The 13,421-nt window shown below is 52.7% G+C and carries 10 protein-coding genes and 1 pseudogene; 5 read left to right on the top strand and 6 right to left on the bottom strand.

Annotated features, from left to right (window positions below):
• Window positions 1-8 precede the first annotated feature (8 nt).
• A pseudogene (gene nhaB / locus OGY15_RS14825) lies at window positions 9-1,553 on the bottom strand (Na(+)/H(+) antiporter NhaB).
• A gap of 236 nt (window positions 1,554-1,789) precedes the next feature.
• Between nhaB and fadR the strand changes: the two are divergent.
• Entirely contained in the window at window positions 1,790-2,509 is a 720-nt protein-coding gene (gene fadR, locus OGY15_RS14820; protein ID WP_252837660.1) for a fatty acid metabolism transcriptional regulator FadR, read from the top strand.
• 31 nt (window positions 2,510-2,540) lie between these two features.
• Here fadR and OGY15_RS14815 read toward each other — a convergent pair whose 3' ends face one another.
• Window positions 2,541-4,073: a SpoVR family protein gene (locus OGY15_RS14815; RefSeq protein ID WP_187252304.1), complete on the bottom strand. Its 1,533-nt coding sequence runs from the start codon at window positions 4,071-4,073 to the stop codon at window positions 2,541-2,543.
• Window positions 4,074-4,395: 322 nt separating this feature from the next.
• On the opposite strand from OGY15_RS14815, the gene OGY15_RS14810 reads away from it, so the two are divergent.
• Window positions 4,396-5,694: a D-amino acid dehydrogenase gene (locus OGY15_RS14810; RefSeq protein ID WP_043016065.1), complete on the top strand. Its 1,299-nt coding sequence runs from the start codon at window positions 4,396-4,398 to the stop codon at window positions 5,692-5,694.
• 12 nt (window positions 5,695-5,706) lie between these two features.
• Window positions 5,707-6,777 (top strand): catabolic alanine racemase DadX, encoded by a 1,071-nt coding sequence (gene dadX / locus OGY15_RS14805; protein WP_151219439.1) that lies wholly within the window; start codon window positions 5,707-5,709, stop codon window positions 6,775-6,777.
• 104 nt (window positions 6,778-6,881) lie between these two features.
• Here the strand turns inward: dadX and OGY15_RS14800 are convergent, their stop codons facing one another.
• Together OGY15_RS14800 and ldcA are read right to left on the bottom strand one after the other, a co-directional pair.
• On the bottom strand, window positions 6,882-8,615 hold the full coding sequence (locus OGY15_RS14800) for a potassium/proton antiporter (RefSeq protein ID WP_151219438.1): 1,734 nt from the start codon (window positions 8,613-8,615) through the stop codon (window positions 6,882-6,884).
• 97 nt (window positions 8,616-8,712) lie between these two features.
• Entirely contained in the window at window positions 8,713-9,627 is a 915-nt protein-coding gene (gene ldcA / locus OGY15_RS14795) for a muramoyltetrapeptide carboxypeptidase (RefSeq protein ID WP_286539811.1), read from the bottom strand.
• A gap of 98 nt (window positions 9,628-9,725) precedes the next feature.
• Between ldcA and emtA the strand changes: the two genes are divergently transcribed.
• Window positions 9,726-10,337, top strand: a complete 612-nt coding sequence (gene emtA / locus OGY15_RS14790; RefSeq protein ID WP_151225551.1) for a membrane-bound lytic murein transglycosylase EmtA — start codon at window positions 9,726-9,728, stop codon at window positions 10,335-10,337.
• A gap of 11 nt (window positions 10,338-10,348) precedes the next feature.
• Here the strand turns inward: emtA and ycgR are convergent, their stop codons facing one another.
• Entirely contained in the window at window positions 10,349-11,083 is a 735-nt protein-coding gene (gene ycgR, locus OGY15_RS14785; protein ID WP_187258845.1) for a flagellar brake protein YcgR, read from the bottom strand.
• Between the two features lie 201 nt (window positions 11,084-11,284).
• Here ycgR and OGY15_RS14780 point away from each other — a divergent pair, with 201 nt between their 5' ends.
• Window positions 11,285-11,539: a GlsB/YeaQ/YmgE family stress response membrane protein gene (locus tag OGY15_RS14780; RefSeq protein WP_151219512.1), complete on the top strand. Its 255-nt coding sequence runs from the start codon at window positions 11,285-11,287 to the stop codon at window positions 11,537-11,539.
• A 45-nt stretch (window positions 11,540-11,584) separates the two neighbouring features.
• Here the strand turns inward: OGY15_RS14780 and OGY15_RS14775 are convergent, their stop codons facing one another.
• Complete coding sequence (locus OGY15_RS14775; RefSeq protein WP_187252307.1) at window positions 11,585-13,297, bottom strand: alpha,alpha-trehalase; 1,713 nt, start codon at window positions 13,295-13,297, stop codon at window positions 11,585-11,587.
• Window positions 13,298-13,421 lie beyond the last annotated feature (124 nt).

Below are 13,421 nucleotides of genomic sequence, written 5' to 3'. Positions count from 1 at the left end.
GTTAATTGTTATGAAAGTGTAGCTAACCAGCCCGTTTGGGCCATCCACTCGGTCACCGGAACAAGTGTGAACTCTACGCAAAGCAGACCGACGAGTGTCAGAACAAGGGTATAAGGGAGAGCCATCCACACCATGCGGCCATAAGACAGGCGTATCAACGGTGCCAGCGCGGAGGTCAGCAGGAACAGGAATGCCGCCTGGCCGTTTGGCGTGGCCACGGAAGGCAGGTTGGTCCCGGTATTGATCGCCACCGCTAACAGTTCATATTGATTGAGGCTGATAGTTCCCTGTTCCAGCGCGGCTTTGGCCTCGTTAATGTAAATTGTGCCGACAAATACGTTATCAGAAATAGAAGACAGCAGGCCGTTGAAGAGGTAGAACAGCGTCAGTTGGGCATGTTCGGAGGATTGTAAAACAAACTGAATGATTGGCGAGAAAAGCTGTTGATCGATAATAACCGCAACAATTGAGAAGAACACAGTCAACAGGGCGGTGAAAGGCAGCGATTCGGTAAACGCTTTACCAATCGCATGTTCGTCAGTAACGCCAGTCAACGAGGTTGCCAGAATAATCACCGATAAACCAATTAATCCGACTTCCGCCAGATGCAGGGCCAGAGCAATCACCAGCCAGACACCAATAATCGCCTGGATAATCAGTTTGATTTTGTCCTGGCGAGTACGTTGCTTACGGCTCTGATCGTCAAACTGTTGCAGAACGTCACGCACGGTCTCCGGCAACGTATCGCCATAGCCAAACCAACGCAACTTCTCAACCAGCACACAGGTTAGCAGGCCGCAAATCAGCACCGGGACGGTGACCGGCGACATGCGCAGGAAGAAGTCACCAAAATGCCAGCCAGCTGCTTTGGCGATAATCAGGTTTTGCGGTTCGCCGACCATGGTCATCACGCCGCCTAACGCCGTACCGACACCCGCATGCATCATCAAACTGCGCAGAAAACCACGGAACTGCTCAAGAACGACCTTATGGTGCTGATCGATATGGCTGTCATCAAGCATATTATTGTCTTCCGTGCGGGAAGAGGCGACACGATGGTAGATACCATAAAAACCGACCGCTACGCTGATCACCACGGCCACGACGGTCAGCGCATCAAGAAATGCCGAGAGAAAGGCGGCGGCAACGCAAAATGCCAGTGACAGCAACGCCTTAGAGCGAATAGTGAGCAGCAAACGGGTGAAAATAAACAGCAGAAGCTGCTTCATAAAGTAGATGCCAGCCACCATAAACATCAGCAGCAAAAGCACTTCAAGGTTAGCGGCAACCTCTTCACGCACATGTGTAGCGCTGGTCATGCCAATCATGACTGCTTCTATGGCTAACAACCCGCCCGGCAGCAGCGGGTAGCATTTTAGCGCCATCGCCAGCGTAAAAATGAACTCGGCTACCAACAGCCAGCCCGCAATGAAGGGATTAATGAAGAAAATAATCGGGTTAACGACTAAGAAGATGAGTAGTGCAAGTTTGTACCAGTCAGGTGATTGACCTAAAAAATTGCGCTACATAGCGCGGCCCCATGATAGCTCCATGGTGATTTCCCTACCTTTAAAAATGAAATCATGTTTTTATGTTTGACCGCAAAGCTTAGCGGGAGGAGGGAGTACAGGCAAGCTATTCACGTGACGGGCAAGCCTGGTTGTACTTCAGCGTTATCTGGAAAATGAAGCCTTGATCCACTTTTTCTTCATTGCGTCAGCTATCAGCTATGTGACCCGTCTGGTATGATAACTGTAACTATGTTTTGCTGTGTAATGGAATTATCACTATGGTCATTAAGGCGCAAAGCCCGGCGGGGTTCGCGGAAGAGTACATCATTGAAAGTATCTGGAATAACCGCTTCCCACCTGGCACTATTTTGCCCGCTGAACGTGAACTCTCTGAACTTATTGGAGTGACACGTACCACGTTACGCGAGGTATTACAGCGTCTGGCGCGGGACGGTTGGTTGACCATTCAACACGGCAAACCGACGAAGGTGAATAACTTCTGGGAAACTTCGGGGCTGAATATCCTTGAAACGTTGGCGCGTCTCGATCATGAAAGTGTGCCGCAGCTGATCGATAATCTGCTGTCTGTGCGTACCAATATTTCGACAATCTTTATTCGCACCGCGTTTCGCCAGCATCCTGATAAAGCGCAGGAGGTCCTGGCAACGGCAAATCAGGTTGCCGACCACGCTGACGCCTTTGCCGATCTGGATTACAACATCTTTCGTGGACTGGCATTTGCCTCCGGCAACCCGATCTATGGTTTGATTCTCAATGGCATGAAAGGATTGTATACCCGCATTGGCCGTCATTACTTCGCCAATCCGGAGGCGCGCGCGCTGGCGCTGAGCTTCTACCGTAAGCTGTCAGAACTTTGTGAGCAAGGTGCTCATGAGCAGGTATATGATACGGTGCGTCGCTATGGTCACGATAGTGGCGAGATTTGGCATCGTATGCAGAAGAACTTGCCGGGCGACTTAGCCATTCAGGGCCGCTAATTAGAAACCCCTCATTTGAGGGGTTTTATTATTACAGACCGTTCATCCTCGGCGGGCAACGCTCCAGCAGCTCCACGCTGCCATCTTCATTCTGCTGCTCCAGCATCACGTCAAAACCCCATAACCGGTGCACATGCTTAAGCACCTCTTTGCGTCCTTTATCCAGCGGAGCACGGTTATGCGGAATATAGCGCAAGGTGAGGGAGCGGTCACCGCGTAGATCGACATTCCAGATTTGAATATTCGGCTCCAGGTTGCTCAGGTTATATTGCGACGACAACCGGTTACGAATTTCACGATACCCTTCCTCGTTATGAATCGCGGAAATCTCCAGATAGTTATGACGATCGTCATCCAGTACGGTGAACAGGCGGAAATCACGCATCACCTTCGGGGACAGGAACTGACTGATAAAACTTTCATCTTTGAAATCGCGCATCGCGAAATGCAGGGTTTCCAGCCAGTCGGATCCGGCTATATTTGGGAACCAGTATTTGTCCTCTTCGGTTGGCGACTGGCAAATACGTTTGATATCCTGGAACATGGCAAAACCGAGGGCATAAGGATTTATTCCGCTATACCACGGACTGTTGTATGGCGGTTGGAACACTACGTTGGTATGGCTATGCAGAAACTCCAGCATAAACCGTTCCGTGACTTTACCTTCATCATAAAGGTGGTTCAGGATGGTGTAATGCCAGAAAGTAGCCCAACCTTCGTTCATCACCTGTGTTTGTTTCTGCGGATAAAAATATTGGCTGACCTTGCGCACAATGCGCAGCACTTCGCGTTGCCAGGACTCCAGCAGCGGGGCGTTCTTCTCCATGAAGTACAGCAGGTTTTCCTGTGGCTCAGAGGGATAACGCCGGGCTTCCGCCACGCTTTTCTCTTCCTCTTTCTTCGGCAGCGTGCGCCACAACATATTCACCTGGCTTTGCAGATACTCTTCACGGCTTTTTTGCCGGGCTTTTTCTTCCTGTAGGGAGATTTTTTGCGGGCGTTTGTAACGGTCAACGCCGTAATTCATCAACGCATGACAGGAGTCGAGGAGCTTTTCGACTTCATCCACGCCATAGCGTTCTTCGCACTGGGTAATATAGTTTCGCGCGAAGATCAGGTAATCGACGATGGAACTGGCATCCGTCCAGCTACGGAACAGGTAGTTGTTTTTGAAAAAGGAGTTATGTCCATAGCAAGCATGCGCCATCACCAGCGCCTGCATGGTAATGGTGTTCTCCTCCATCAGATACGCGATACACGGATTGGAGTTAATAACAATCTCATAGGCCAGCCCCTGCTGACCATGCTTATACAAGCGTTCGGTTTCAATAAACTTTTTACCAAACGACCAGTGAGGATAGTTGATCGGCATCCCAACGCTGGAATACGCGTCCATCATCTGTTCGGAGGTGATCACCTCGATTTGGTGCGGGTAGGTATCCAGTCTGTAGAGTTTCGCCACGCGGTCTATTTCCGCCAGATAGACATCCAGCAGATCAAACGTCCAGTCGGGTCCATCGCTTAACCGTGTGCTGTCCTTGTTCATGGAATCAATCGTAGCCATTCGCGCACCCTCATTGTTGGCGGCACTCTCTGTCTGGAGTACCTCATTTCAAGCATAGAACATGGTGTTAAAAAACGTGCTGTGGCAGAAATTTTTTCTTTGCGATTTCACGTTAGCGAGGCGTCGAAAAATGGCATGGTTGCAAAATTTTATGCTGGATAAAAATAACGCGCAGCAGGAGATGCCAAAGCAAAGAGTTCCGCGCTGTTACCGCTATATGTGAGATAAGTCACCATAAAAAAGCCATATGTTGAATAATATTTTCAACTGAGTTATCAAGATGTAATTAGATGATTGTTCTTTTACTGTTAACGGAGTGGCTATGCGAGTTGTCATACTGGGAAGTGGTGTCGTTGGCGTGACCAGCGCCTGGTACTTAAGTCAGGCTGGACACGATGTCACCGTCATTGATCGTGAGCCCGGTCCGGCACTGGAAACCAGTGCGGCGAACGCGGGGCAAATCTCTCCAGGTTATGCAGCACCATGGGCGGCGCCAGGCGTACCGCTTAAAGCAATTAAATGGATGTTTCAGCGCCATGCTCCGCTGGCCGTTCGCCTCGACGGGACGCAGTTCCAGTTGAAATGGATGTGGCAAATGCTGCGCAACTGCGACACCAGCCACTACATGGAAAACAAGGGGCGGATGGTGCGCCTGGCTGAATACAGCCGTGATTGCCTGAAAGCGCTGCGTGCCTCTACCGGTATCGAGTACGAAGGACGTCAGGGCGGAACGTTACAGCTGTTCCGTACCGCTCAACAGTATGAGAACGCCACCCGCGACATCGCCGTGCTCGAAGATGCGGGCGTACCCTATCAGCTCCTGGAAGCAAGCCGCCTGGCGGAAGTCGAACCGGCGCTGGCGGAAGTCGCGCACAAGCTGACCGGCGGTCTGCGTTTACCGAATGACGAAACCGGTGACTGCCAGCTGTTTACCCAGCGTCTGGCGCTGATGGCGGAGCAGGCGGGCGTTAAGTTTCGTTTTAACACCCCGGTCGATAAGCTACTGAGCGATGGCGAGCAGATTTATGGCGTTCAGTGTGGCGAAGAGATAGTCAAAGCCGATGCCTATGTGATGGCGTTTGGCTCCTATTCCACGGCGATGCTGAAAGGGATCGTTGACATTCCGGTCTATCCGCTGAAGGGCTATTCTTTGACCATTCCGGTGGCGCAAGATGACGGTGCTCCGGTTTCAACTATCCTTGATGAAACCTACAAAATCGCCATTACCCGCTTTGATAACCGTATTCGCGTTGGCGGCATGGCGGAGATTGTGGGCTTCAATACTGAATTGCTACAACCCCGTCGTGAAACGCTGGAGATGGTTGTACGCGATCTCTTTCCACGCGGTGGGCATGTGGAACAGGCGACCTTCTGGACCGGGCTGCGTCCGATGACCCCGGACGGTACACCGGTGGTCGGGCGAACCCGTTTCAAGAATTTGCTGCTTAACACCGGGCACGGCACCCTGGGCTGGACAATGGCCTGCGGTTCGGGTCAGTTGCTCAGCGACATTCTCTCCGGTCGCACGCCGGCTATTCCTTACGACGATCTGAGCGTGGCGCGTTACAGTCCGGGGTTTACTCCGTCTCGTCCACGACATTTACATGGCGCACATAACTGATAAGGACGTGAGATGACCCGCCCGATACTGGCCAGCATTGACCTGCAGGCGTTGAAACAAAACCTGACCATTACCCGCCAGGCAGCGCCGGACGCCCGCGTCTGGTCGGTGGTGAAAGCTAATGCCTACGGACACGGCATTGAACGTGTCTGGAATGCGCTGGGCACCACCGACGGTTTTGCCATGCTCAATCTTGAGGAAGCGATAACCCTGCGTGAACGAGGATGGAAAGGCCCGATACTTATGCTGGAGGGCTTTTTCCACGCCGATGATCTGATCGTGTATGACAAATATCGTCTGACCACCTGCGTGCACAGTAACTGGCAGCTAAAAGCGTTGCAGAATGCGCGCCTCAACGCGCCGCTGGATGTTTACCTGAAGGTGAACAGTGGTATGAACCGGCTGGGTTTCTTACCAGAGAGAGTATCAACAGTCTGGCAACAGCTGCGGGCAATGCCCAATGTCGGCGAAATGACATTAATGTCGCACTTTGCTGATGCGGAGCACCCGGAGGGGATCCAGGACGCCATGACGCGCATTGCCCGTGCGACAGAAGGGCTGGAATGCAAACGGTCGCTGTCCAATTCGGCCGCCACGCTGTGGCACCCTGAAGCGCATTACGATTGGGTTCGCCCTGGTATTATTTTGTACGGTGCATCGCCGTCGGGGCAATGGCGGGACATTGCCAATACCGGCCTCAAACCGGTAATGACCCTGAGCAGCGAGATAATCGGCATACAGACGTTGAAAGCCGGAGATCGGGTGGGCTACGGTGGACGCTATACCGCCAGCGGCGAGCAGCGTATTGGCATTGTGGCGACTGGCTATGCAGACGGTTATCCGCGCCATGCTCCAAGCGGAACGCCGGTGCTGGTGGATGGCGTTCGCACCGGTACGGTTGGAACGGTTTCAATGGATATGCTGGCGGTAGACCTGACGCCGTGCCCGCAGGCGGGGATAGGGACCCCAGTGGAGCTGTGGGGCAAAGAGATTAAAATTGACGACGTGGCCACTTCTGCCGGAACGGTGGGCTATGAGTTGATGTGTTCTCTGGCGCTGCGCGTACCGGTTGTGACAGTGTAACGTTTGCGGTGTGCCTGATGGCTCTGCACTGATTAGGCCTATGGAGTCATTGCATTTCATAGGCCGGGTAAGGCGGCGCCGCCACCCGGCAAAAAACATCCACGTTACTCATCTTCATCTTCAGCCACGCGAACACCAACTTTCAGCACTGCATTGTCTTCTTTCTCAGCTACAGTCCAGATCATGCCAGCAAATTCAACCTGGTCACCAACGACTGGCGCGGCGCCAAGCAGATGCTGGACAATTTCACCGAGTGTTTGCTGCTTATCGCGATACTCTGTGCCATCTTCCAGGCCATAAATCAGCGCCACATCGGCATATTTCGCGCTGGCTTCGAGAATGAAATCACCGAAGAAACGCTGATCTAACGACACCGGCGGCGACTGGCTGAACAGCTTGCCGAGAGCAGGGAGATCGCGTTCACGGCCAATGACACACAGAACGTCGCCTTCACGCAGGCGGGTACTGCCTGAAGGGTGAAACAGCACGTTGTCACGAAACAGGGCGGCAATTCGCGTCTCTTCTGGCATATGCAAGTCGCGCAGCGCGGCGCCTACACACCACTTATCCGCGCTGAGCTGGTAAACAAACTGCTCCCAGGGATTGTCCGGATGAATATCCAGACCAATGCGCGAAACGGGCCAGCCAACGGGAGGAACCACCACTTTGGCTTTTTTAGCCGCCCACGAAAGCGACGTTCCCTGAAACAGCAGCGAGATCAGTACCACGAAGAACGCGACGTTAAAAAACAGGCGCGCGTTTTCCAGGCCCGCCATCATTGGGAAGACGGCGAGGATGATCGGCACCGCGCCGCGCAAACCCACCCAACTGATGAAAATGCGCTCGCGCAGATTAAAGCCACGAAACGGCAGCAGTCCGGCAAAGACCGAAAGCGGGCGGGCAAGGAATATCATCCACGCAGACAAAATCAGCGCAGGGATTGCGATAGGTAGCAGGTCCGACGGCGTAACCAGTAGTCCAAGCACCAGGAACATGGCGATTTGCGCCAGCCAGGCCAAACCGTCGAAGTTTTGCAGAATGCCAAACCGGTTGCGGATTGGGCGATTACCCAGCAGAAAACCACACAGATAAACCGCCAGAATACCGCTGCCTTCCAGCGCGGTAGTCAGGGCAAAAATCAGGATCCCGCCGCTTAATGCCAGCAGCGGATAAAGCCCGGCAGGCAGTGAAATACGGTTAATCATTTGCTGAAGCAGGTAGCCGCCGCCGAGACCCAGTATGATGCCTAAGCCAAACTGCTGGATTATATGTACCGCAAACATCCAGCTTAAACCGGTCTCGTGATTTTGGATCATGGCGATAAGCGTAATGGTTAAAAACACCGCCATCGGGTCGTTACTACCGGATTCAATTTCCAGCGTCGAGCCCACACGTTCGTTGAGTCCTTTGCCGCCGAGCAGGGAGAAGACCGCTGCGGCATCGGTTGAGCCGACAATCGCGCCAATCAGCAGCCCTTCAATGAGATCCAGATGAAACAGCCATGCCGCCATCATGCCAGTGAGACCAGAGGTGATCAGCACACCCACGGTCGCCAGCGATAATGCCGGGCCCAAAGCGACGCGAAAAGAGCTGGCCTGGGTGCGCATCCCGCCATCAAGCAGGATAACCGCCAGCGCCAGGTTACTCACCATGTAGGCAAAAGGGTAGTTATCGAAAGGAATACCGCCCACGCCGTCGACGCCCGCCAACATACCGATAGCGAGAAATATCACCAGAATAGGGATACCAAGACGTGATGAAAATGAACTGAGTAAGATACTGCAGGTGACGAGAACGGAACCCAAAATAAAAAGGCTAATAATTGCTGCGGCATCCAACGTTCGGTTACTCCTGAATTACGCTGTTTCGTATTAACAAACCCTAACATAATAACGACAGAAACAGCGTTTAACTTAGCCCTGTTAGCCGCTTTTTTTACGATTTAAGTATCGGATGCCCACTTAAGGTGAGCTGAGTGCTGTTTTTATCATTTTTCAGCACCGCATTCGCCCCCAACGGTAGGGTTACGGTACGTTGTTCATGGCCAAAATCGAGGCCGCTGATTAATGGAACGGACAATCTGGCGCGCAGAAAATCACAAACTGAATCAAGATTGTAACCCGCGTCGTAATCATTAGGCGCGCTGCCGCTAAAACTGCCGAGAATAATCGCGTTTTGCCGGGCCAGTATGCCTGCGTGATACAATTGCAGCAGCATGCGCTCGATGCGAAACGGATGCTCGTTAATGTCTTCCAGTACCAAAATGCCGTTTTCGATAGCCGGCATCCACGGCGTACCCATCAGCGAAATGATCATCGCCAGATTTCCGCCCCATAGCGTCCCTTCAGTCGCACACTCGGGGCCGTTACCCTGCCATTCGAGGGTAAATTGGGCATTGCGTAAAGCTTGCCAGAAATGGAGCTCGGTAAAGGGGTTCATCTCTTCGGCGCCGAAATTAGCCGCCAGCATCGGGCCGCTGAAGCTAATCACATTACCCTGCGCCAGTAGACCACACTGGATCGCCGTAAAATCGCTGTGCCCACACAGCAGCAATGGGTTTTGTTGCTGGCGAGCCGCAAGTGCCTGCCAGTCAATATCTGCCAGCAAACGGCTCGCGCCATAGCCGCCACGTACCGCCATCACAATGGTATCAGGCGATTTCAGATTTACGAGCGAGTTTAAATCAGCCAAACGCTCTGCTTCTGTACCTGCAAAACGCTGACAGCGGCGCGCAATGACCGCTGTATTATCGACCTGATGACCGGCCTCAGTAAGACGCGCAAGCCCACGTAAGGCAGCCTGCTGGTTGATACAGTAGCCCGACGGGGCAATTAAGTGAAACCGGGACATGGCATTTCCTTGCTACAACTAAAACCAAATGTATATCATGCCGCGTAGGTATGTCGTTGTCACCTCAGCGACAGGTTCCGGCTATAAGGATAGATGACGTGAAATTGAGATGGTTTGCTTTTTTGGTTGTATTACTTGCGGGCTGTAGTTCAAAACAGGATTACAAAAATCCGCCATGGAATGCTGAAGTTCCGGTTAAACGCGCAATGCAATGGATGCCGATCAGTGAAAAAGCCGGAGCGGCCTGGGGTGTCAGTCCACAATTGATTACCGCCATTATCGCCATTGAATCAGGCGGTAACCCGAATGCGGTCAGTAAGTCTAATGCGATTGGTCTGATGCAGTTAAAAGCCTCGACTTCAGGCCGCGATGTTTATCGTCGTATGGGGTGGAGCGGAGAGCCGTCGACCAGCGAGTTGAAAAATCCAGAGCGCAATATCTCGATGGGAGCCGCCTACCTGAGCATTCTGGAGACCGGACCGCTGGCCGGGATCGAAGATCCGCAGGTGATGCAATATGCACTGGTGGTCTCGTACGCCAACGGCGCGGGCGCACTGCTGCGGACGTTCTCATCCGACAGGAAAAAAGCCATCAATAAGATCAACGATCTCAGCCCGGATGAATTTATTGAACATGTTGCGGATAATCATCCGGCGCCGCAGGCTCCGCGTTATATCTGGAAGCTTCAGCAAGCGCTGGATGCGATGTAACTCCGGGGATGCTAACCGCGCACCTTGTTCGACTTTTCCCGGGCTTCGCGCTCAAGGGAAAAAATAATCCGCTGTAAGTTCCGCTCCACCGCCGGGCCGACGTTGAGAAAACGAAAGCTCAGGCGGGGAGTGGTAATAGTTTCGTTTTTACTGTCGATAACTTTGCGTTCGCTAATGGAAATAAGCTGGGCGTCAACGTGATACACCCCCCATTGCTCCATGTTCAGCTCAACCTGCGAGAAACGCATGCCTTCTGTCAGGCCTTCCGGTTTTGCCGTTTCTAACAGCCCGCCCATACCACCGAGAGACAAATCGAATAAGCGAAAACACAGCGTACTGTTGTCCGGCATTTTTACCGTGCAGCGATAGGGGGGATGCAGTGGAGCACCGATGCGGAAATACTCCCGACGCTGGACGAACCACAGGGAAGGCGGCAACGATGAGATAAATGCTGGCAGCCGCTGATATTCGCCTTTCTTAAGCTGCGGCAGGGTGAATTCCACTTTGGCGCCCTGCGTTTCGGCGATAATCGAGATCTGAGTGGCTCGCTGCACAGCCTGGTTTTCGTATTCCTGACTGCCAAAATCCATGATCAGTTCGTCCGGGCTGACCGCCAGTATTTTGCTGATGAACTGGCCACCTGACCAGGAGATACGCAGCGGAACCTGCTGCGAATTCAAGTCCCGGAGTACGCCTAACACCGCTAACGGATTTTGCTTCAGGAACTGCTCATTGTAGTTACTCACACCTAATGACTCCTGGATGCCTGGTTTATCGTTGGATTATCGGCATCAATCAACGGAACTTAATACAAATGAATGAAATTTTTTACCCACGCCAATGAATTCAGTCTGCGTGAAAACAACATATAACGATGGTTTGCCTATACTTTAAAGGCTGGCGCAAGAATGTCTTGCGCGTGCGTTCACTGGAAAGAGGGCCTGAAAATGGGAATTATTGCCTGGATTATTTTTGGTCTGATTGCGGGGGTTATCGCCAAACTGATTATGCCGGGGCGCGATGGCGGTGGATTTATCCTGACCTGTATTCTCGGTGTTGTCGGCGCTGTGGTCGGTGGATGGTTGGCAACGATGTTTGGTATCGGTGGTGATGTCAGCGGATTTAATCTCCACAGCTTCCTGGTGGCCGTGGTCGGCGCGATTATTGTGCTGGGTGTCTTCCGGCTTGTACGACGAGATTAATCGAACGGCCCCTCAAGGGGCCGTTTCTCTATAATAGAAAGTTGATCAAGGCGTCGGTTGAGTCTGTTTTTTAGGCTCAGCTGGTGTTGTACTTGCCGGGGTTGGTCGCGATGCGGGTACGCTGTCACAAGGCTTTTCTTTGGCGCAGATCAGGTCGAGCATTTTTAGCGTTACGCCGTTGGTCCAGCCAAAACCATCCTGCAACGGATATTCCCCACCACCACCGCCGGTACCTGTGGTGCTCACATCATACTTTTCAACCAGCTTTTGCTCACGATCGTAGGTGTGCTGCACGTTAGTGAGGAATCGCCAGGTCACGTCCATCGCAACGTCATCCTGGCCGTAATTCTGTAACCCGGATGCTGCGACCCACTGCAGCGGGGCCCAACCGTTGGGGGCATCCCACTGCTGACCGCTTTTCACCGATGTGGTAGCAAGGCCGCCGGGTTGTAGCAGATGCGCCTGGGTTGCCGCGGCCACTTTGCTGGCGCGATCTTTAGCCGCGGCATTGACATACAGCGGGAACAGGGCAGCGGCAGTGAGTTGGTTGCGTACTTTATGACTCTTCAGATCGTAGTCGGCATACCAGCCTTCTTTGTCGTTCCACAGATACTTTTCGATCCCTTTTTGTCGGGCATTGGCGAAGCCTTCATACTGTGCCGCTTTAGCATCATCACCTGCGGCTTTGCTGGCGAGGGCGATCATCTTTTCCATTTTGAACATCAATGCATTGAGATCGACCGGAACAATGCTGGTGGTTCGCAGGGTGCCTAATTGATTAGGGTTATCCATCCAGCGGGAACTAAAGTCCCAGCCAGAAGCAGCGGCAGAACGCAGATCGCGGTAGATTTCTGTGGCCGGTCGGTTCGGGTTGCTTTTAGCGGTGGCGATATCCTCCACCCAGGACTCTGGCCTTGGCGTATCGCGGTCATCCCAGTAGCGGTTCAAAATGGTGCCGTCATCCAGTTTTACCACGCGCTTATTCTGCTGACCGGGCTGGAGCGTGTCGACGCCTTCCATCCAGTATGTGTGCTCTTTGAGCATTTGCGGGAGGTATTTTTTCAGCGCGTCATCCCCGTCGTGCTGTGCCAGCAGCTCAACCATAAAGGCAAAGAACGGTGGTTGGGAACGGCTCAGATAGTAGGTGCGGTTGCCGTTAGGAATGTGTCCCCAGGCGTCTATCTCGTAAGCGAAGTTTGCCACCATGTCCGAGACCTTATCCCAGTGATTGCTTTCGGCAAGCCCCAGCATGGTGAAATAGCTGTCCCAATAGTATATTTCGCGAAATCGCCCGCCAGGCACCACATACGGCTCCGGAAGTGGCAACAGAGAGTCCCATTTTTCAGCGTCGGTTGTCGAACGGGTGAGGACCGGCCACAGTCCGTCAATGTGCTCGCGTAATGATTGCCCGGCCGGGGGAACGTATTTCTCGCCGTCTTTCGGCAAAGTGAAATTCACCTCCACAAAATGGCGTAAATCAAATCCGGATTGATTTTTCTGCATCCGGTAATCGGCAAGGATCATGAGAGGATCGCTGTTAGGAACCGCATCAGCAAAGGTTTTCTGGTCAGGAAACAGTTTGGCCGTTTGTATATCGTTAAACAGAGGTCCAAGCAGGATATCTGGCGGCTGCGGCGGAGCGGCTGGTGCGTCTTCTGCATTGACGGCAAAAGAGGAAAGGGCAAAAAAGGTACTGGCGAGTGTCAGTTTTATTGCAACAGAAAGCAGGCCTGGATGGCGAGTTGCAGGTGTTATCATCGGTTAATCTCCTTAGCGGCGTGCCAAAGTAGCGGCATTTACCATGAGAAAACCTTAGTTCAGGATCGACTGTTGCGTGTGATTGACGCCCCATTTTGCGAATAAACAGACATTTCCCGACGTG

The sequence above is a fragment of the Citrobacter sp. Cu231 genome (assembly GCF_030332265.1).
Classification (GTDB): domain Bacteria; phylum Pseudomonadota; class Gammaproteobacteria; order Enterobacterales; family Enterobacteriaceae; genus Citrobacter; species Citrobacter meridianamericanus.
This window is presented reverse-complemented; position numbering and strand designations above follow the sequence as displayed.